The sequence below is a fragment of the Streptomyces sp. D2-8 genome (genome assembly GCF_023184515.1).
Lineage (GTDB): Bacteria > Actinomycetota > Actinomycetes > Streptomycetales > Streptomycetaceae > Streptomyces.
Genome location: NZ_JAAHBP010000029.1, coordinates 13,515 through 32,906, shown reverse-complemented (window position 1 = coordinate 32,906; position 19,392 = coordinate 13,515). Strand labels below are relative to the sequence as shown.

Here is a 19,392-nt window from a genome sequence, read left to right as displayed (position 1 = left end):
GGGCCCCGGCGGCCGGACTCCCGGAATGCTGAGGACTGTGGTCCGGCCGCCGGACGTATCATCGCGCGGTGGGCACTGGGGTGGGGATCACGGCGCCGTTCGGCCGGCTGCTGCGCGCGTTACGGCAGAGCCGCCGGCTGACGATCGAGGAGCTGGCCGAGGCATCGGGGGTCTCGGGGCGCGCCATCGGTGACATGGAGCGGGGCCGGAGCCGGCGTCCGCACCGGGGCACCATCACCGCGCTGGCCCAGGGCCTGGGCCTGGACGAGGCGGCGCACGCGGACCTCCTCGCGGCCGCCCGCGCGGCCCGTTCCGGGGCACGGTCCGCCGGGTTCGTCAGGGCATCGCCCCACACGCTGCCGAGGGGGGTGCGGGACTGCGTCGGCCGGCAGGCGGAACTGGCCGTGCTGCGTGCTCTCGCGCGGGAGGCCGCCGAGGGCCGCGGGGCCGCGCCGCCGGCGGCCGTGGTGTCCGGCCCGCCCGGAAGTGGCAAGACGTCGCTGGCGGTTCGGCTGGCCGAGGAGCCGGAAGCGCCCTGTCCCGACGGAGCGTTCCTGGTGGACATGCGGGGTCTGGACGAGCGGCCGCTGCCGGCGGAGCAGGCCATGGCAGGGCTGCTCGGCTCGTGGGGCGTCGGGGACGCCGAGCTGGCCCGGTTGACCGCGCCGGAGCGCCTCGCCCGCTACCACGAGTTCGCCGCCGGGCTGCGCGGCCGCCGACGCGCTGCGGTCCATCCGCGGGCAGTTCGACGACCGCGGATGGCACAAGCAGGCGGGCAAGGTCCACCTTCATCTGGCCCATGCGCTGGCCCGTCTCGGCGAGCGGGCCGAGGCCGCCGCCGAGTACCGGGCCGTGCTCGCGCGGCGAGCCGGGTTCCCGCGGACGTGCGGGACGAGGCGCACGCGGGTCTCGCCGCACTGACCGCGGGCCGCCCGGCACCGCTCACCCGTTTCGTGCAGTGACGGACCTCAGCCCCTGCGCCCCGTCGCGGAGGCGAAGCCCAGCCAGGTGTGCCGGTTGTTCCACCAGCACCAGCCGACCTTGGGGGCGTTGCGGCGCTCGCGGCCGTCCCGGCCGGTGCCGTTGCTGATCCAGATGGCCGGGGTGCGGGCGTCCAGGGCGCCGTCGGGCTTGCGCAGCCGGGAGCCGATGGTCATGAAGCAGAGGTTGCGCTCCAGGGCAGCGGGCTGCTGGAGCACCCAGTGGATGCCCTCGGTGAGCACCAGCGGGGTGCGGTCCTCCTTGGTGAGGGCGGGCAGTGCCTCGTCCGGGGACCAGTTGGCCATGTGGTCGCCGCGGTCGATGCCGGTGACGAGGTAGAGCGGGGCGTCGGGCAGGTCGAGGGCGCAGGGGGTGAACGCGTCGACGTCGGGCATGTCGACGACGACGAAGCCCGGCTTGCCGTCACGGCGGAGCAGCGGCGCGAGGGCGGAGGCAGGGGCTCGGTCCGGGTGCACGGCCAGCAGGGCGCCGCCGCCCTCGGATCCGGCTCCGGCCTCCGCGGCGAACGTGCGGATCTCGTCCGCGGACAGCCCGGCGATCTCGTGCACCCCCAGCTCGATCAGCCGCTCGGCCTGCCCGCTCAGGGCCGGGAGCGCGGGGAGGACGGTGGACGGGTCGGGCGTGGTGTCGGGCACGGTGCTCCCTGGGTCGGCGAGGTGGGTGAACTCATGGGCAACGAGCCGGTCCGCCGGGACGTTCCCGCTCTGCCGCGTCCGATGTCCCGAGGAAGGCGACCCTGGCGACCCGGGCCGAGCCGTACCCGGACACGTACCGGGCGACCTCGCCGGTGCCCATCGAGAACCCGACGAGGACGGCGTCCCGCAGGTCGAGGGTCTCCATCACGGTGTTCAGGTCGGCCGCGAAGGTGTCGTAGTCGTAGCCGGTCGTCGGCTGGGCGGACTGCCCGAAACCGCGCCGGTCGTAGGTGATCACGCGGTAGCCGGCGTCGAGCAGGACGGCGCTCTGCCGCTCCCAGGAGTGGCCGTCGAGCGGGAAGCCGTGGATGAGGACGACCGGCTGCCCGGATCCGTGGTCCTCGTGGTACAAGTCGATGGCGGTGGAGTTCTCCTGGCCCACGGTGATGTACAGCATGTGCTGCTTCGTCGTTTCCGAGCGGCTGGTGCAAGGGACCCGGCCACGCTAGGGCGGACGCGGACCGGCCGATTGCCGTTCAGCGCACCGGTTGTTGACCCGGGGCGCACAGGGCGGCCGGCGGTCCTTAACCCGGTGCGGCTCCATGCCCCACGTGACACCATCGGCAGCATGAAGGGGTTCATGACACCTGATCAGATGTCCGCCCGCACCGCCCGCGCCCTCGCCGCAGCCGTGGACGCGGGGCGTGATCTCGGCCTCGACGTGGCCGACACGAGGGTCATCTACGACGTGTTCTCCGTCGTGGTGCATCTGGCTCCGTCACCCGTGGTGGTCAGGGTGCCGACCGTCCTGCCGTCGTACGCCGACGCCGAGTCCCAAGCCGCCCGGCAGCGGCAGGAGTTGGACGTGGTGGGGTGGCTCGCGGACCAGGGGCACCCGGTGATCCCGCCGAGTCCGCTCGTGCCGCGGGAGCCCGTGCGGCGGGACGGGTTCTCGATGACGTTCTGGCAGTTCACCGAGCTGGACCAGAGCGCCGAACCCGATGTCGTGCACCACGCCGGTCTGGTCGCCGACCTGCACAGCGCGCTGCGCGCCTACCCCGGTGAGCTGCCGTTCCTCTCGGCGGCCGAACCGCGGTTCGTCACCGAGGGGCTTGCCGCGCTCGAAGGGCGCCCCGATCTCCTGGAGCCGGCCGATCTCGACCGGGCGCGGCGCGAGTGGGAGGTGCTGGAGCCGGTCGTCGGTTCGCGCGCGGGGTTCGAGGCGGTGTTCCCCGGCATCGGGTTCCAGCCGATCCACGGGGACGCCCCGGCGGCCAACATCGTCTCCGGCCCGGACGGGGTGCTGTACTCCGACTTCGAACTGACCACGCTCGGGCCGGTCGAGTGGGACCTGGCGGCGTTCGGACCCGAGTGCGAGGCCGCCTACGACGCGGCCGCCGGGCGCCTGGGTCTGCGACAGCTGGACAAGGACGTGCTGCGGGTCGTCAACGCGGTGGGCATGTCCCGCGCGGTGGCCTGCCTCGCGCTCGCGCCGCAGTTGCCCCTGCTGGTGGACGCGCTGAAGCCGGCCGTCGAGCACTGGCGGTCGATGCCGTTCGCCGGCGGGCTGGGCGGCTGAGGCCGGCTGCCCGCGCGGGGCCGCTCACTCGGGCAGCGGGCGGTCGTCGACGATGTGCTTCATGACGAGGGTGGAGTTGAGACGCTGGACTCCGGGGAGCCGGGCGAGCTGCTGGTCGTAGAGCTGCTGGAAGGCGGCCAGGTCGGTGGTGGCGACGCGCAGGAGGTAGTCGGGGTCGCCGAACAGGCGCTGGGCCTGGAGCACGTGCGGGACGGCGGCCACCGCCTCCTCGAACGCGGAGACCGTGTCGGCGTCCTCCCAGCGCAGTGTGACGAAGACGAGGGCCTCGAAGTTCAGACCCACGGCGGCCGGATCCACCACCGCGCGATACCCGCGGATCGCACCCTCGCGTTCGAGATCGCGCAGCCTGCGGTGGCAGGGCGAGACGCTCAGCTTCACGCGCGCGGCCAGCTCGGTGACCGTGAGACGGCCGTCCACTTGCAGCTCGGTGAGAATTTTCCGGTCCAGGGCATCCATGGAGAAGATTCTGCCCCAGATCCCGCGATCAAGGGGTAAAGAAGGGAACACCTTCGGGACGATCCGGCCTAGCCTTCCTCTCGCAGCACAGCACGTGAGAGGGAACGATCGATCGATGGACACGACCACGCTGGCGGCCTTCCTGGCAGTGGATCTGCTGCTGATATTCACCCCCGGCGCGGACTGGGCCTACGCGATCACGGCGGGCCTGCGGGACCGGTCGGTCGTGCCGGCGGTCGCCGGGCTGATCGCCGGATACGCGGGGTACACCCTGCTGGCGGTGGCGGGACTGGTGGTGATCGTGGCGAGCTCGGGGACGCTGCTCACCGCCCTGACCGTGGCCGGGTCCGGCTACCTGGTGTGGCTCGGCTGGGGGGTGCTGCGGCAGCCGGCCGCCCTGACGACCTCCGAGGCGGAAGTGGGCACCGAGGGCGCCTCCCGCATGCGGGTCATGCTCAGGGGCATCGGGATCAGCGGACTGAACCCCAAGGCGTTGCTGCTCTACTTCTCCCTGTTCCCGCAGTTCATCGACCCCGCGGGCGCCTGGCCGGTCGCCGGCCAGACCGGCCTGCTCGGCTCGCTGCACATGACCGCCTGCGCCGTCGTCTACCTCACCGTCGGAGTCCTGGCCCGCACGGTCCTGAGGACCAGGCCCTCCGCGGCCCGGGCGGTGACCCGTGTCTCCGGTGCGATGATGATCGCCATCGGCGGGTTCCTGCTGGTGGAACGCCTGACCGGCCGATGAGGCCCCACCGAGGCGCGCCAGGAGCTGGAGCCGCTGATCGAGGCGGGCGTCGCGGGTGAGCCGGAGCGGGCGGCGCGGCTCGCCCGGGGGCGTGTCGAGGAGTTCGAGCAGGCGATCCGCGCGGCCGTCCGGGCGTTCACGCTGGTCACCTCGGTGCCTCCCGCCAGACGCGCCGCAGCGGGTCGGTAGCGGGACAATCGGTGCAGGGAACCGTGAGCAGACAGGGGCGGCACATCCGGAGGCACCGTGGAGGGACGCGTACCGGAGGACTTGGCGGTCGTCGTCGACGCCGACGGGGCGATCATGGTGTGGAGCGACGGTGCTCGCCGCCTGCTCGGATACGGACCCGCCGAGCTCGTGGGCAGGCCCGTCACCGACCTGCTCGCCGCCCGGCTCCCGGAGTCCACGCGGCGGCACGCGGCCGAGGGCCGGCGGTGGGCCGGTGAGGTGGCGCTGCGGCACCGGGACGGCAACCGGCTCGTGGTCCGGCTGCAGGGGACGCCGCTGCTGGACGCGGAGGGCGGACTGCTCTGGCTCGTGACCGGCACCGCACCGGCGTACCCGGCCGCGCCGGCCCCGCACCGGGCCCTGTCCCTGTGGGACCTCACCCTGGCCCAGCTCCCCGTGCCGGTGGCGGTCTACGGCCGGGATGCCCGGCTGGTGGCCGCCAACGAGATCATGACCGAGGTGATGGGCAGGTCCGAGGAGGAGATGAAGGGCCTGACCCTGTGGGAGATCGAGCCGAACCCGCCCTTCGACGCCATCGACCGCCTCCAGCGGGAGGTCCTGCGCACCGGCGAGTTGATCTACCACGAGGAGCACAGCCAGGCCCCGGGGGAGATCCGGCCGCACGCCTGGTCCATGTTCATGTCGCCGCTGAAGGACGAGACCGGCGCGGTGCGGGGCATGTCGGCGACCGTGTTCGACACGACGGAGCAGTACTGGGCCCGCCGCCGGCTGGCGGTGCTCAACGAGGCCAGTCTGCGGATCGGGAGCACCCTGGACGTGACCCGGACGGCCGAGGAGATGGCGGAGGTGGCCGTGGCCGGGGGCTTCGCGGACTTCGTGACCGTGGACCTCCTGGACTCCGTCGCCCTGGGCGACGAGCCGGGGCCGCTGCCGCCGGACACGCCCGTCACGGTGCGGCGCGCCGCGCAGCGGTCGGTGCTGGAGGGCTGCCCGGAGTCGGTGGCCGCCGTGGGCGAGCCGATCAGTTACCCGGTGGGGACGCTTCCGCTGCGGACCCTGGCCGCCCAGCGGGGCGCCCGGCACCGGCCGGGGGATCCGGAGCTGCTGGAGTGGCTCAGGTCCTCCCCCGCCCGGGCCGAGTCCGTGACCACGCACATGATCCACTCGGTGATGATGGTGCCGCTGCGCGCCCGGGGCGTGATCCTGGGCCTGGTGCACTTCCTGCGCCACCGCACCCCGGACTCGTTCAGCGAGGACGACCTGCTGCTCGCGGAGGACATGGTCGCCCGGGCGGCGGTCAGCGTGGACAACGCCCGCCGCTTCACCCGGGAACGCCGCACGGCACTGGCGCTCCAGCGCAGCCTGCTGCCCGAGAGGCTTCCGGAGCTGGCGGCGATGGACATCGCCTACCGCTATCTGCCGACCGGGGCCGGCGCGGACATCGGGGGCGACTGGTTCGACGTGATCCCGCTGTCCGGCGCCCGCGTGGCCCTGGTCGTGGGCGACGTGGTGGGCCACGGCATCCACGCGTCGGCCACGATGGGCCGCCTGCGGACCGCCGTACGCACGCTCGCGGATGTCGATCTCGCCCCCGACGAGCTGCTCACCCAGCTGGACGACCTCGTCATCCGGCTCGACCGGGAGGAGGGCCCGGAGGCGCGCGGCGCGGAGGAGGCGTCGGGGCAGGTCGGCGCCACCTGCCTGTACGCCGTGTACGACCCGGTGTCCCGCCGCTGCACCATGGCCCGCGCCGGGCATCCGCCGCCCGCGCTGGTCACGCCCGACGGCGGCGTACGGTTCCTGGAGCTGCCCGCCGGGCCGCCGCTCGGCCTGGGGGGCCTGCCGTTCGAGGCCACCGAGGTGCAGCTGGAGGAGAACAGCCTGCTCGCCCTCTACACCGACGGCCTGATCGAGGCGCCCGGCCACGACATCGAGGCCGGGATCGCCCTGCTGCGCGAGGCACTGAGCAGCCCCGCACAGGCCCTGGAGGAGACCTGCGAGCAGGTGCTGCGCACGCTGCTGACCGGCCGGCCCGCCGACGACATCGTGCTGATGCTGGCGCGGACGGCGGTGCTCGGCGCCGGGAAGGTCCGCACCTGGCAGCTGCCACCGGAGCCCGCGGCCGTGGCCCGGGCCCGCAAGATGGCGGGCGAGCAGCTGGCCGAATGGGGGCTGACGGAGGCGGAGTTCGCCACCGAACTGATCGTCAGCGAGCTGGTCACCAACGCGTTGCGGTACGGCGGTGCCCCCATCGAGCTGCGGCTGATCCGCGACGCGTCCCTCATCTGCGAGGTGTCCGACGGCAGCAGCACCGCGCCGCATCTGCGGCGGGCCCGGGTCTTCGACGAGGGCGGGCGGGGGCTGCTGCTCGTCGCCCAGCTCGCCGAACGGTGGGGCAGCCGTCAGACGGCCACGGGCAAGACCATCTGGGCGGAGCAGCCCCTGCCCGCCGGGGTGTGAGCCGGGGGCACCACGAGGTGGGCGTACCGGGGCCTCGCCGCCGATGTGGATGAGCCCGTCGGGCGGCAGGAGCGGATCCGCCTCGTCGGGGGATTGCCTCTTGTCCGGAACGGGGCGCGATGTCCGGACCTGAATGCCGGCAGGCACGAGGGGTACTCCGACGATCTTGCAAGCCGGCCATTCGGGCCGTACGTCGTCGGAAGGAGAGCCGTGTCTGACGAGACGGTGAAGAACGTCTTCGTGATCGGGCTCGACGAGGCCAATCTGCCCACGCTCCAGCAGGTCCCGGGAGCCGACCGGCTGCGTTTCCACCAGCTGCTGACGATCGAGGAACTCCAGCACGGCGAAGTGCACCTGCCCACCCTGTTCGACAAGGCCCAGGGCGTGCTCGACGCGTTCGACGGCAGCATCGACGCGATCGTCGGCTACTGGGACTTCCCGGTCAGCACCCTCGTCCCGATGCTGAGCGAACGCTACGGCACCCGCAGCACCAGCCTGGAGTCGGTGGTCAAGTGCGAGCACAAGTACTGGAGCCGGCTGGAGCAGCAGAAGGCCACCGACCGGCACCCGCGCTTTGACCAGGTCGATCTGTCGGCCGACCCGCCGCGCCCGCCGGAGAACGTGACCTTCCCGATGTGGCTCAAGCCCGCCCTCTCGTACTCCTCCGAACTCGCCTTCGGAGTCGGTGACGAAGAGGAGTTCCACAAGGCCGTCGCCGAGATCCGCGACGGCATATCCCGCATCGGCCGCCCCTTCGAGCACATCCTCGAACGCATCGACCTGCCGCCCGAGATGAACGGCGTGGGCGGCCGGGTCTGTCTCGCGGAGGAGGCGATGTCCGGCGTCCAGGTCGCCGTGGAGGGCTACGTCCACCAGGGCGAGGTGACCGTGTACGGAGTCCTCGACTCCATCCAGTACCCGGACTCCCCCTGTTTCCTGCGCCACCAGTACCCCTCGATGCTGCCGCCGCCGGTCATCGCACAGCTGCACGACGTCAGCGAGCGCGTGATGCGGCAGATCGGGATGGACTCGGCCACGTTCAGCATCGAGTACTTCTACGACCCGCGGACCCAGGAGATCAACCTGCTGGAGATCAACCCCCGGCACTCCCAGTCGCACGCGGAGCTGTTCCAGTACGTCGACGGCGTGCCCAACCACCACTGCATGGTCAGTCTCGCCCTGGGTGAGGACCCGCACATGCCGCACCGCGAGGGCCCGTACGCGATGGCGGCGAAGTGGTACCACCGCTGGTTCACCGACGGTGTGGTGCGCCGGGCGCCGAGCCCCGCGGAGATCGCCCGCATCGAGCGGGAGACCCCGGGCGTGCGCATCGAGGTGATCCCTCAGGAGGGCGACCGGCTCTCGGAGCTCCCCGGGCAGGACAGCTACAGCTACGAGCTGGCGCACATCTACACCGGCGGGGCCGACGAGACCGAGCTGCGGGAGAAGTTCGACCACTGCGTGGCCGCCCTGGGCCTGGCCTTCGAGGACGCCCCGGCCGAGGCCGAAGCCGCGCGAGAGTGAGGAGCACGTGGGTTCCATGCGTTACGTGACCAACCTGCCGTACGAGACGAAGGAGGAGGAGCACGTCACGATCCCGATGTCCGACGGGATCCGGCTCTCCGCGCACATCTGGCGCCCCACCTCCTCCGATCAGGAGCCGGTGCCGGCGGTGCTGGAGTACATCCCGTACCGCAAGCGCGACCTGACGGCCGTACGGGACTCGATCCACCACCCCTACCTCGCCGGGCACGGCTACGCCTGCGTCCGCGTCGACCTGCGCGGCACCGGTGACTCGGAGGGCGTGCTGCGCGACGAGTACCTGGAACGGGAGCAGGCGGACGCCGAGGAGGTCCTGGCCTGGCTGGCGGAGCAGCCCTGGTGCGACGGCGGCACGGGCATGATGGGCATCTCCTGGGGCGCGTTCGCCGCGCTGCAGGTGGCGGCCCGCCGGCCGCCGGGCCTGAAGGCCATCGCCATCGCCTCGTTCACCGACGACCGGCACTCCGACGACATGCACTACATGGGCGGCGCCCTGCTGTCGGACAACCTGGCCGAGGCGGGCACCATGTTCGCCTACGGCACCTGCCCGCCGGACCCGGCCGTGGTCGGCGACCGCTGGCGCGGGATGTGGCACGAGCGGCTGGAGAACACCGAGCCCTGGGTGCTGGAGTGGCTGCGCCATCAGCGGCGCGACGACTACTGGCGGCACGCCTCGGTGTGCGAGGACTACAGCAGCGTGCGCTGCCCGGTCCTGGCCTCCAGCGGCTGGGCGGACGGCTATTCCAACGCCGTGACCCGGCTGCTCGGGAACCTGGACGTGCCGCGCAAGGGACTGATCGGCCCCTGGTCGCACAAGTTCCCCCATCTCGGGGAGCCCGGCCCCGCGATCGGCTACCTCCAGGAGCTCGTGCGGTGGTGGGACCACTGGCTGAAGGGCGTCGACAACGGCGTCATGGACGGCCCCATGCTGCGGGCGTGGATGCAGGACAGCGTGCCGCCCTCCACGTCATACGAGGAGCGGCCGGGCCGCTGGGTCGGCGAACCGGACTGGCCGTCCCCGCACATCCGGCCCGTCACGCACCCGCTCACCCGGCACACGATCGGGCCCGTCCGGGACGCGACGGCGGCGGCAGCCGAGGGCGGTGCGGCGATGACCGTGCGCTCGCCGCTGTCCGTCGGCCAGTTCGCCGGCAAGTGGGCCTCGTACAACGCGCCCCCGGACCTGCCCTACGACCAGCGGGAGGAGGACGGCGGTTCGCTCGTCTTCGACAGCGAGCCGCTGACCGAGCCGGTGGAGATCCTCGGCTCGCCGAGCGTGGAGCTCGACCTGTCGGTCAGCGAGCCGGTCGCCATGGTGGCCGCGCGGCTGTCCGACGTGAGCCCCGATGGCGCCGCGACCCGCGTCTCCTACGGCATTCTGAACCTGACCCGTCGTGACAGCACCGAGTCGCCCGAGCCGTTGGAGCCGGGGCGGCGCTACCGGGCCACCATCCCGCTGAACGGTGTGGCGCAGGCGTTCCCGCCGGGCCACCGCATCCGGCTGTCCCTGTCGACGTCCTACTGGCCGCTGGCCTGGCCGGCGCCGAAGCCGGCCCTGCTCAGCGTCCACGAGCACTCCAGCACGCTCACACTGCCGGTACGGCCGGTGGACGAGCCCGACGAGGTGCCGTCGTCGCCCTTCGGCGAACCCGAGGGCACTCCTCCGCTCGCCACGACCCAGGTGACGCCCCCGGAGGAGCGCTGGGAGGTCAAGCGGGACCTGGTCGGCTACCACTCCGAGCTGGACATCGTGAAGGACCGGGGCACGGTCCGCTTCGAGGACATCGGTGTGGAGGCCGGCCGCCGCGCCCAGGAGCGCTACACGGCGGTCGCCGACGACTTCACCTCGGTCGGCGGCGAGACCACGTGGACCATGCGGTTCCAGCGGGACGACTGGGACGTGCGGGTGGTCACCCACACCCGGCTCACGTGCGACGAGACGGACTTCTTCGTCGACGCGACCCTCGACGCGTACGAGGCCGACCGCCGGGTCTTCTCCCGCACCTGGAACGAGAAGGTCCCCCGCGACCTGCTGTAGTCGGCGTCACCTCAGCAGCGCGGCGCACCAGCGGAAGTGCCCGTCGTGCGGGCCCATGCCGAAGAGGTCGTACGTGATGAGGGCGTAGGCCCTTCGATAGAGGGCCAGGACCTCTTCGGCATGGCCCAGTTCCCGGGCGAAGAGGCGGCTCAGCTCGGCTGTGTGGTGGGCGGCGTCGGGTCCGTACATGTCCCAGACGGCGGCCGTGACCGCGGCCTCGAAGGCAGGGTCGCCGGCGGTGGTGCAGAACCCGAAATCGAGGACGGCGACCGGCTGCCCGGTCTCGTCCACGTGGATGTTGGGCGGCACCAGGTCGCCGTGGATGACGGTGTCGGCCCGGTCGGGCAGCGCCCGCAGCGAGGCGGCCGTGCGGGACACGACGTCCGCAAGCCCGGGCACCTGCGCGGCGAGGGCCTCCCGGTGCCGGCCGGCGGCGCGCTCCACGAGGGCGGCGAGCGCGTCGGAGAAGCGGGCGTGGCCCTGCCACAGCGGCCGGTCGTCCCCCTGGATCACCAGGCGCCGCATGGCCTCGCTGCCCGGGACGGAGGCCAGCCCGCGCAGGACGGTGAGCAGGGCGTCGGTCTCCCGGCGGGGCAGGTCACGGGCGGGCGGCTCGCCGTCTCCGTCGGTGCGCAACGGGCGTCCGCCGAGCTCGCGTTCATAGCTGACGAGCACCCCGTCGCACTCCTCGGCGTCGAGGATCCGCGGAGTGCCGAACGGCAGCGGATGCGCGGCGATGTCGGCGTAGAGCCGCCGGGTGAGGCCGAAGTCCTCGAGTGTCCGCCCGGCCCACACCTTCGCGACGGTCCCGTCCCGGAGCCGGTAGACGGTCCCCTCCATGCCGGAGGCGAGCCGCCGTGCACCGGGGTATCCGCGTCGGGCGAAGTACCGGATCCAGCGGTCGGACTCCTGGCGGTCGGACTCCTGCGCGTCGGTTTCGATCATGCCCGGCATTCAACCAGCGCCCGCGGTCGGCTTGGGCGGGAGCGGACAGGTACCGCTCCCGCCTTGTGGCCCCCGCCGGCACGGCGGCGGATACTGGAGGACTCGCGATACGGACCGGTTCCCGACCCCACCGTCACCGCCAGGAGGAACACATGACCGTGCGCACAGGACGTGTCGAACTGACCCCCGCCGCCGAGGAACTGCTGCGGAGGCTGACCGGGACGCACGGGCCGGTGATGTTCCACCAGTCCGGCGGCTGCTGCGACGGCAGCGCCCCGATGTGCTATCCGCGCGGGGAGTTCCGGGTCGGCGCCTCGGACGTCCTGCTGGGGCACGTGGCCGGGGACACCCCGTTCTGGATGAGCGCGGACCAGTTCACGTACTGGTCGCACACCCACCTCACCGTGGACGTGGTCCCGGGCCGCGGCAGCGGCTTCTCGCTGGAGGCCCCGGAGGGCGTCCGTTTCCTGCTCCGCTCCCGCCTCCTCACCGACGAGGAGCTGCGCCGCCTCGAGTCGGAACCGCCACTGCCGAACGGGGCGGACGGCACCGCCTAGGCTGGGCCCATGTACACGTCCCGGGTCGTGGGCCATGTCGACGCTCCCCGTGCGGCCGTCTACCGGGCGCTGGTGAGCGCCGAGGCGATCGCGCGCTGGCGGGTGCCGGCCGGGATGAGCGGCGAGGTGCACGAGTTCGACGTCCGCGAGGGCGGCAGGTTCCGGGTCTCGCTCACCTACGAAGCACCGGACGCCTCCGGGAAGTCGGCCGCGCACACCGACACCTACCACGGCCACTTCGCGCGGCTGGTGCCGGACGAGCAGGTGGTCGAGGTGCTGGAGTTCGAGGCGGCCGACCCCGCGCTGGGCGGCGTCATGACGCTGACGACCACGCTCACGGACGCCGAGGGCGGCGGCACCGACGTCCTCATGGTCCACGAGGGCATCCCCGACGCCGTGCCCGCCGCAGACAACGAGACGGGCACGCGCATGGCCCTGGCGAACCTGGCCCGGCTCGTCGAGACCGACGGCTCCTTCTGAACGGCGGGGCTACCGGGAGCCGGCGCACACCGACGGCAGCGCCCGCCCGAGTCCCCTCAGGTGCAGGACGTCGAGCCGGTGGGTGTACGCGGACCAGCCGGCCGCCCCGGCCAGATGCGGACCGCACGACGGCACGGCCCGGGCGCGCGCCGTGTCCCGCAGCGCGGCCAGCAGCCCGGTGGTGATGCGGTCCAGGGCCGGACGGACCTCCTTGGCCAGGTCAGGGCGCTCTGTGGGGCGCTCGTCCGGGTTCGCGTCCCAGCGGCCGTACAGACCGCGCTGCACCAGCTTGTTCGCCTCGATCTGGTCCCGGAACACGGCGGCCACGGCGTCCGGGTCGAGCCCGAGACCGACTGCCCGGGCCCGGACGTCGTCCAGGATCTGCGCCTCGCGCACCGGGTCGTCGATCGGCGTGTCCGTGCCGTACTTGGCGGCGGCGACCTTGTCGGCCAGCAGCAGCCGCTGGGCGAGCAGGTCGGTCACCGAGGTGAGGTCGTGGGCGGCGGCCGTCCGGCGTGCGGGAGCGGGCCTGTGGGTGTCGGCGGTGGCCGGGCCGGCCGGGCCGAGTGCCAGAGCGGCCGCCGTCGCCACGGCGCTGAGGACGGTGAGGGGGGAACCAAGACGTCGAGGGCGCACCGGGTGACCTTCCGTGAGGGGTGAGGCAAGCGCCAACCTATCGATCACCCTCCGGGCGCACGACGGCAGCCACCCCGGCACGTACACGTCGTGCCGGCCCATGTCCCGCCGATCACCGCGCTGTTGGCGGGAGTACTCATGACGGAAGCGGCGTTCACAGCGGACCCATGTCGCTCATCTGGACGCCCTCGCGTGGCCTCGCCTAGGGTGCAACGGCAAGCGCTTTCTAGCCTGCCCATGCCAATCCCCAGTGCGCGCAGCCCCGCCGACGGCCCGAACGCGGAACCGCCGCGGAGCCGGCGCGGAAAGGCAGTGCCCAGTGCCGCAGAGACCGTCGTTCCCGTCCGTGACCCGCAAGTCCTTCTTACGGGGGATGGCAGCCGCAGGCGCCGCTCCCCTGCTTCCCGTCACCACCGCCGAGGCGGCCACCGCGGTCCACCGCCCGGACTTTCCCCTGGTCCAGGACGGCACCGCCGTGGACGTGTTCGTGGACGCGGCGGACGACCCCGCCGTCATCCGCGCGGCCGGTGACCTCCAGGCGGACATCGAGCGGGTCGGCGGCGTGCGCCCACGGCTCCTGCACACCGTGCCGCCGCGCGCCGAACTCCTGGTCCTGGTGGGGACGATCGGCGCCAGCCCGGTGATCGACCGGCTCATCGGGCAAGGGCGTCTGGACGTCTCCCGGGTGAAGGGCCGCTGGGAGGCGTCCGTCACCCAGGTCGTGGACCGCCCGCTGCCCGGCGTAGGACGTGCCCTGGTCATCGCCGGAAGCGACCGCCGCGGCACGGTCTACGGCATCTACGACACCTCGGAACGCATCGGCGTCTCGCCCTGGTACTGGTGGGCCGACGTCCCCGTCGCCCGCCGCGACACGGTGACGGTCCCGGCCGGCCCCTTCACCCGCCGGGAACCCGCGGTCCGCTACCGGGGCATCTTCATCAACGACGAGCAGAACCTCACCACCTGGTCCCACCGCACCCAGGAGCCGGACAAGAACATCGGCCCCAGAACCTACGAGCGGGTCTTCGAGCTGCTGCTCCGCCTCAAGGCCAACTACCTCTGGCCCGCGATGCACCCCTACTCCGACTTCTTCAACAAGCACCGCGAGAACCCCGAACTGGCCCAGCGCTACGGCATCGTGGTCGGCTCCAGCCACCCCGAGGCCATGCTGCGCAACGGCGTGCACGAGTGGGAGCCGTGGGCGGAGGAGCACCGGGGCCCCGACGGCACCCTGCCGCTCTACGACTACACCGTGAACCCGGCCGTCATCTCCGGCTACTGGCGGGCCCGGGCCCGCGAGAACGCCGCCTTCGAGAGCAGCTGGACGATCGGCATGCGCGGTCTGCACGACTCCGCGCTGGAGACGAAGCACGCCACCACGATCCCGGAGAAGGTCGTGGTGATGAACGACATCATCGCCGACCAGCGCCGCATCCTGGCCGAGGAGGTGGGCCCGGCAGCCGAGCCGCAGATCTTCATCCCGTACAAGGAGGTCCTGGAGCTGTACAACGCGGGCGTCCAGGTCCCCGACGACGTCACGCTGATCTGGCCGGACGACAACCACGGCAACATGCGCCAGCTCCCGGACGAGGCCGAGCGCCGCCGCCCCGGCGGCAACGGCATCTACTACCACCTCTCCTACTGGGGGCGCCCCCGGAGCTATCTGTGGCTGGACACCACGCAGTTGAGCAAGGTGTGGCAGGAGCTGCGCCGGGTCCACGAGCACCAGGTGGACCGCATGTGGATCTTCAACGTCGGTGACATCAAGTCGATCGAGACCGGGCTGTCCTTCTGCCTGGACATGGCCTGGGACGTGGACCGCTGGGGCCCCGAGAACGTCGAGGACTTCCTCGTGGAGTGGGCGGGGCGCCAGTTCGGCCGGCGGTACGGCTCGGAGATCGCCGCGATCCGCACCGAGTACTACCGCCTGGCGGCACAGCGCCGCCCGGAGTTCATCGACCGGGCGGTCTTCTCGACGGTGCACCACGGCGACGAGGCAGGTCATCGCATGACGGCCTACGAGCAGTTGCTGGAGCGGGCGCGGCGGCTGGGCTCGAAACTGCCCGAGGCCTACCGGGACGCCTACTACGAGCTGGTCGAATACCCCGTCCACGGCGCTTACTTGATGAACCTCAAGTACTACTGGGCGGACCGCAACGCGCTCGCCGTACGGCAGGGCCGCGGGGCGGGCACGAACCGCTTCGCGGAGCTGGCCGAGGCGGCACACGCCGAGGAGCAGGCGATCACCCGCCGCTACACCACCGAGATCGCGGGCGGGAAGTGGGACGGCATCGTCAACCCCTACCCTTCCGAGATCCCGAAGGCACCGGGCCGCCCGGCCGTGACCAGGCTCCCGCGGCAGGAGACGTCGGGCCTGGGCCTGGCCTCCGAGGGCAACGAGACGGGAGCCGACCGCCCGTTGTCCTTCTCCTCCTACACCCGGGACCGCCGCTTCGTGGATGTCTTCAACACCGGCTTCCTGCCGCTGGAGTGGCAGGCCGAGCCGAGCGCCCCCTGGATCCGGCTGAGCGCGACGGGCGGCGAACTCACCGACCAGATCCGGGTGTGGGCCGAGATCGACTGGCCGCGGGTGCCGGAGGGCACGCACCGTCCGACGCTGGCCTTCACCGGTGCCGGCCGGAGCGTTCAGGTGCCGCTGCTGGTGGCCAACGACGGGGAACGGGCGCGCCGGCGCGCCCGCGGCTTCGTCGAGGCCCACGGCTTTGTGTCGATCGACGCCGCGCACTTCGACCGCGCGGTGCCGCGCGGCGGGGCGCGGTGGCGGATCGTCCGCGGGCTGGGCCGCCGTACGGCCGCCGTGGAAGCGGTCCCGACGACGGCACCGCCGATCACCGAGGACCTCACCACGCGGTCACCGGAGCTGCGTTACCGGGTCCGTTTCACCACGGCCGGCACGTTCCCGGTGACGGTCTTCCGGCTGCCCTCCCTCGACGAACGCGGCAAGCGACGCCTCGCGGTCACCCTCGACGACCAGCCCCCGACGGTCCTGTCGGGCCAGGCGATCGCCACCGGCAACCGGGGCGACGCCTGGGCCCGCAACGTGGAGGAGGGCGTCGAGAAGCTGACGGCCCGGGTGACCGTGTCCGCACCGGGTGAGCATGTGCTGAGGGTGTTCATGGTGGATCCGGGGATGGCGGTGGACCAGATCGTGATCGACACGGGTGGGGTGGCGGGCGGGTACCTGGCGCCGCCCGAGAGCTACCGCCGCGCCTGACCTGGGGAACCGGGCGGACCGGCCCGTCGGCCATGGATACTGCCCGGTCCTTCACAACGGCATTCTTCTCCGGATCCGTGTACACGGAAAAGACGTAAGGACTCCCCGAGAAGCCGGAGCGACGGGAAGAAGATCGCCTGTCGCATGACGTGCATCCGAAGTGATTCACCCAGCGCTTCCCTGTGCATCCGTGCGCCCCCCTGGAGAAAGGGTTCGCCAAGTCGGTGACCGGCTTGGACTGGGCAGGACATGGGGCAAGCGCCACGTCGGTGAAACCTCACCTTTTTCCATGTCGACTGAAGCAGGTGGTATTTCGATGAACGGCTGCGTTCCCGAATCGGAACACGCATGGACAGTTGGTACTGCTCCAGGCATATTCCCATCCATCGGCCACGGTATCGCCTTGTTCCGTCGGCCGCTGGAGTTTCTGAAAACTCTTCCCGCGCAGGGCGATCTGGTCGAGATACGCCTGGGCCCCCGGCGGGCGTGGATGGTGTGTCACCCGGAACTCGTCCACCGGATGCTCCGGGACACCCGCACGTTCGACAAGGGCGGACCGCAGTACGAGAGGCTGCGGGCGCTGATGGGCGACGGCATCGTCACCTGCCCGCACGCGGAGCACCGGCGCCAGCGCCGATTGCTGCAACCCACCTTCCGCCCCGCCGGCGTCGCCGCGCACACGGATGTGATGGCCCAGGAGGCCGAGTCGCTGTGCCGTGACTGGCGCGGTGGGCAACAGGTCGATGTCAGTGCTGCCACGCTGAGTCTGACGACCCGGATGATCAGCCGGCTCCTGCTGTCCGACTCGCTGGGTCCCGCCGCGACCGACGAGGTGCGGCACTGCCTCGCCGCCATAGTCCGCGGCCTGTTCGTGCGCACGGTCGTTCCGGTCGACGCCCTGTTCCGTCTTCCCACGCCCGCGAACCGCCGCTACCGGCGAGCGGTGGAGCGGGTGCCGGAGCTCATCGACGCGGCCGTCACCGAGCGCCGCCGGAGCGCTCCCCGCGACGACCTGCTCGGGCTCCTGCTGGCGTCCGCCGAGGACGGCGGGGCCCCGGTCACCGACCGGGAGGTCCGCGACCAGTTGGTATCCCTCCTGCTCACCGGTTCCGAGAGCCCTTCGATGTGCCTGGCCTCCGCCTTCAGCCTCCTGGCCCAGCACCCGGAGGTGGAGCGGCGGTTGCACGCCGAGGTCGACAGCGTCCTCGCCGGCCGGTTACCGGACGCCGACGACCTGCCGCGTCTGGTCTACACCCGGTCCGTGCTCACCGAGACGCTGCGCCACTCCCCGCCCGGCTGGCTCTTCACGCGCGTCACGACCATGGAGACGGAGTTGGCCGGACGCCGGCTGCCGCGGGGAACCACGGTCCTCTACAGCCCGTATCTCCTGCACCACGACCCCGCGTCGTTCCCCGAACCCGACCGGTTCCTGCCCGAGCGCTGGCTGGACGGCGAGGCCGCCGCCGGTCCGCACGGGGCGCTGATCCCGTTCGCCGCGGGCAACCGCAAGTGCATCGGCGACCTGTTCTCCATGGCCGAGATGACGGTGGCCCTGGCGACCGTCGCCGGTCGCTGGCGGCTGCACCATCCGGCCGGGCGCGTCGCACCACCGCGCCCCGGGGCGACACTGGGACCGAGGTCCCTGACGATGATCTGCACCTCACGGGCGGACGCCCCGGGCGGCGCGGCGCCGCAGGCCGTCGCCCTCGCGCCCGGAGCCGCGACGGCGGCATCCGGGGTGGAGAAGAGCCGGAGGGACGGTGACAACGGTGTCCACCACGCATGAGGAATGGGCGGCCGTCGCGCAGGACGTGATCCCTGCTTCCACCTTGGTGGAGCTGATCGACGCTCACCTCTACATGCCCTTCCCGTTACGGCGCAATCCTCACGAGCCGGCGGCCTCGGCGGGTGTCGACCACTGGCTGCGTGCGACCGGGCTGAGCGACGAACCCGGGGTCTCGACCATGATCGCCCACACCCGCCCGGCCGAGCTGGCGTCCTACAACAGCCCTGACGCGGACTCCGGCGTCCTGCAACTCGTCGCCCACCAGATCGCCTACCAGTTCGTCTTCGACGACCGGGCCGAGGAGGTCGGCCGGCACCGGCCCGGAAACCTGCTGCCCATGCTGTGCGAGAGCATCGCGATCCTGCGGGACGGCGCTCCGCCCAGCACCCCTCTGGGAGCCGCGCTGTCCGACCTCTACCGGCAGATCCGCGAACGGTGCACACCCGGACAGGCCGCGCGCTGGGCGTGGCAGAGCCGTGAGTACGTCCACGGACTGCTGTACGAGGCCGTGGCCCAGACCCACCCCTCCCCCATACAGTCCGGGCTGTGCACCTCGATACGGTCCCTCACCGCGGGCGTCGAGCCCTTCTACCCACTGTGCGAGGCCGCGCAGCCGTGCGAGCTGACCTCCGCGGAACTCCATCACCCGCTCATGCGGCGCCTGAGCCGGCTGTCGGCCGATGCGGCGGTGTGGATCCCCGACCTCTTCTCCGCGGTCAAGGAGCAACGGTCCGGCGAAATGATCAACCTGGCCCTCGCCTACCAACGGGCCCACCGGTGTCCCCTGCCGGCGGCCGTCACCCTGGCCATCCAGCAGATCAACGGCACGATCCGCGAGTTCGAGAGGCTCTACGACGAGATCGAACCGGAGTTGAGCCCTTCGGGCGTCGGCTATGTGGAAGGCATGGCCGGCTGGATCAGCGGCTGCTACTACTGGTCCCGCACGGTGCCGCGCTACGCGGACGCCGCGGCCCCGGTTCTGTCGTGAGGGGGCGCTTCGTCAGGCCGTGGGGCGGGTGCCCATTCGAGCGACGGTACCCGCGGAAGCCGCACTTCACGCGGCTTTAGCAGGTCATTCACCCGTCT

At 72.1% G+C, this 19,392-nt stretch carries 15 protein-coding genes and 1 pseudogene; 11 read left to right on the top strand and 5 right to left on the bottom strand.

The genetic code is table 11. The features are described 5' to 3' along the window. Positions 1-68: 68 nt before the first annotated feature. Entirely contained in the window at positions 69-962 is an 894-nt protein-coding gene (locus G3I77_RS36455) for a helix-turn-helix domain-containing protein (RefSeq protein ID WP_248510871.1), read from the top strand. 6 nt (positions 963-968) lie between these two features. Here the strand turns inward: G3I77_RS36455 and G3I77_RS36450 are convergent, their stop codons facing one another. Together G3I77_RS36450 and G3I77_RS36445 are read right to left on the bottom strand one after the other, a co-directional pair. Beyond that, complete coding sequence (locus tag G3I77_RS36450; RefSeq protein ID WP_248510866.1) at positions 969-1,637, bottom strand: DUF5701 family protein; 669 nt, start codon at positions 1,635-1,637, stop codon at positions 969-971. Positions 1,638-1,719: 82 nt separating this feature from the next. Then, a pseudogene (locus tag G3I77_RS36445) lies at positions 1,720-2,094 on the bottom strand (alpha/beta fold hydrolase); the annotation flags it as partial. A 183-nt stretch (positions 2,095-2,277) separates the two neighbouring features. On the opposite strand from G3I77_RS36445, the gene G3I77_RS36440 reads away from it, so the two are divergent. Then, on the top strand, positions 2,278-3,216 hold the full coding sequence (locus tag G3I77_RS36440) for a phosphotransferase (protein WP_248510864.1): 939 nt from the start codon (positions 2,278-2,280) through the stop codon (positions 3,214-3,216). A gap of 24 nt (positions 3,217-3,240) precedes the next feature. Here the strand turns inward: G3I77_RS36440 and G3I77_RS36435 are convergent, their stop codons facing one another. Beyond that, a complete protein-coding gene (locus tag G3I77_RS36435; RefSeq protein ID WP_248510863.1) occupies positions 3,241-3,693 on the bottom strand; it encodes an Lrp/AsnC family transcriptional regulator in 453 nt (150 codons plus the stop codon). Between the two features lie 115 nt (positions 3,694-3,808). Between G3I77_RS36435 and G3I77_RS36430 the strand changes: the two genes are divergently transcribed. The 4 genes from G3I77_RS36430 (at position 3,809) to G3I77_RS36415 (ending at position 10,667) form a co-directional block, all read left to right on the top strand. Then, the gene (locus G3I77_RS36430) at positions 3,809-4,438 is read left to right on the top strand and encodes a LysE family translocator (protein WP_248510862.1); all 630 of its coding nucleotides are present in this window, start codon (positions 3,809-3,811) and stop codon (positions 4,436-4,438) included. A 246-nt stretch (positions 4,439-4,684) separates the two neighbouring features. Next, entirely contained in the window at positions 4,685-7,087 is a 2,403-nt protein-coding gene (locus tag G3I77_RS36425) for a SpoIIE family protein phosphatase (protein WP_248510861.1), read from the top strand. A 210-nt stretch (positions 7,088-7,297) separates the two neighbouring features. Next, on the top strand, positions 7,298-8,611 hold the full coding sequence (locus tag G3I77_RS36420) for an ATP-grasp domain-containing protein (RefSeq protein WP_248510860.1): 1,314 nt from the start codon (positions 7,298-7,300) through the stop codon (positions 8,609-8,611). 16 nt (positions 8,612-8,627) lie between these two features. Beyond that, a complete protein-coding gene (locus G3I77_RS36415; protein WP_248510859.1) occupies positions 8,628-10,667 on the top strand; it encodes a CocE/NonD family hydrolase in 2,040 nt (679 codons plus the stop codon). Positions 10,668-10,673: 6 nt separating this feature from the next. Here G3I77_RS36415 and G3I77_RS36410 read toward each other — a convergent pair whose 3' ends face one another. After that, entirely contained in the window at positions 10,674-11,612 is a 939-nt protein-coding gene (locus tag G3I77_RS36410; RefSeq protein WP_248510858.1) for a phosphotransferase family protein, read from the bottom strand. Between the two features lie 152 nt (positions 11,613-11,764). Between G3I77_RS36410 and G3I77_RS36405 the strand changes: the two genes are divergently transcribed. Together G3I77_RS36405 and G3I77_RS36400 are read left to right on the top strand one after the other, a co-directional pair. Then, the gene (locus G3I77_RS36405; RefSeq protein WP_248510856.1) at positions 11,765-12,169 is read left to right on the top strand and encodes a DUF779 domain-containing protein; all 405 of its coding nucleotides are present in this window, start codon (positions 11,765-11,767) and stop codon (positions 12,167-12,169) included. A 9-nt stretch (positions 12,170-12,178) separates the two neighbouring features. Beyond that, complete coding sequence (locus G3I77_RS36400; RefSeq protein WP_248510854.1) at positions 12,179-12,649, top strand: SRPBCC domain-containing protein; 471 nt, start codon at positions 12,179-12,181, stop codon at positions 12,647-12,649. A 9-nt stretch (positions 12,650-12,658) separates the two neighbouring features. Here G3I77_RS36400 and G3I77_RS36395 read toward each other — a convergent pair whose 3' ends face one another. Then, positions 12,659-13,285 (bottom strand): chorismate mutase, encoded by a 627-nt coding sequence (locus tag G3I77_RS36395; protein ID WP_248510847.1) that lies wholly within the window; start codon positions 13,283-13,285, stop codon positions 12,659-12,661. Positions 13,286-13,658: 373 nt separating this feature from the next. Between G3I77_RS36395 and G3I77_RS36390 the strand changes: the two genes are divergently transcribed. The 3 genes from G3I77_RS36390 (at position 13,659) to G3I77_RS36380 (ending at position 19,294) form a co-directional block, all read left to right on the top strand. Beyond that, positions 13,659-16,520, top strand: a complete 2,862-nt coding sequence (locus tag G3I77_RS36390; protein ID WP_248510845.1) for a glycosyl hydrolase 115 family protein — start codon at positions 13,659-13,661, stop codon at positions 16,518-16,520. A 403-nt stretch (positions 16,521-16,923) separates the two neighbouring features. Beyond that, positions 16,924-18,306 (top strand): cytochrome P450, encoded by a 1,383-nt coding sequence (locus G3I77_RS36385; RefSeq protein WP_248510844.1) that lies wholly within the window; start codon positions 16,924-16,926, stop codon positions 18,304-18,306. After that, positions 18,290-19,294, top strand: a complete 1,005-nt coding sequence (locus tag G3I77_RS36380; RefSeq protein ID WP_248510842.1) for a (-)-alpha-amorphene synthase — start codon at positions 18,290-18,292, stop codon at positions 19,292-19,294. Before G3I77_RS36385 ends, G3I77_RS36380 begins: the two co-directional genes overlap by 17 nt. Positions 19,295-19,392 lie beyond the last annotated feature (98 nt).

What these genes read in the sequence shown, in the direction of transcription:
- G3I77_RS36410 (WP_248510858.1), bottom strand. Translation starts at nt 11,612, where the DNA reads ATGATCGAAACCGACGCGCAGGAGTCCGACCGCCAGGAGTCCGACCGC.
- G3I77_RS36390 (WP_248510845.1), top strand. Translation starts at nt 13,659, where the DNA reads ATGGCAGCCGCAGGCGCCGCTCCCCTGCTTCCCGTCACCACCGCCGAG.
- G3I77_RS36415 (WP_248510859.1), top strand. Translation starts at nt 8,628, where the DNA reads ATGCGTTACGTGACCAACCTGCCGTACGAGACGAAGGAGGAGGAGCAC.
- G3I77_RS36440 (WP_248510864.1), top strand. Translation starts at nt 2,278, where the DNA reads ATGACACCTGATCAGATGTCCGCCCGCACCGCCCGCGCCCTCGCCGCA.
- G3I77_RS36430 (WP_248510862.1), top strand. Translation starts at nt 3,809, where the DNA reads ATGGACACGACCACGCTGGCGGCCTTCCTGGCAGTGGATCTGCTGCTG.
- G3I77_RS36435 (WP_248510863.1), bottom strand. Translation starts at nt 3,693, where the DNA reads ATGGATGCCCTGGACCGGAAAATTCTCACCGAGCTGCAAGTGGACGGC.
- G3I77_RS36405 (WP_248510856.1), top strand. Translation starts at nt 11,765, where the DNA reads ATGACCGTGCGCACAGGACGTGTCGAACTGACCCCCGCCGCCGAGGAA.
- G3I77_RS36400 (WP_248510854.1), top strand. Translation starts at nt 12,179, where the DNA reads ATGTACACGTCCCGGGTCGTGGGCCATGTCGACGCTCCCCGTGCGGCC.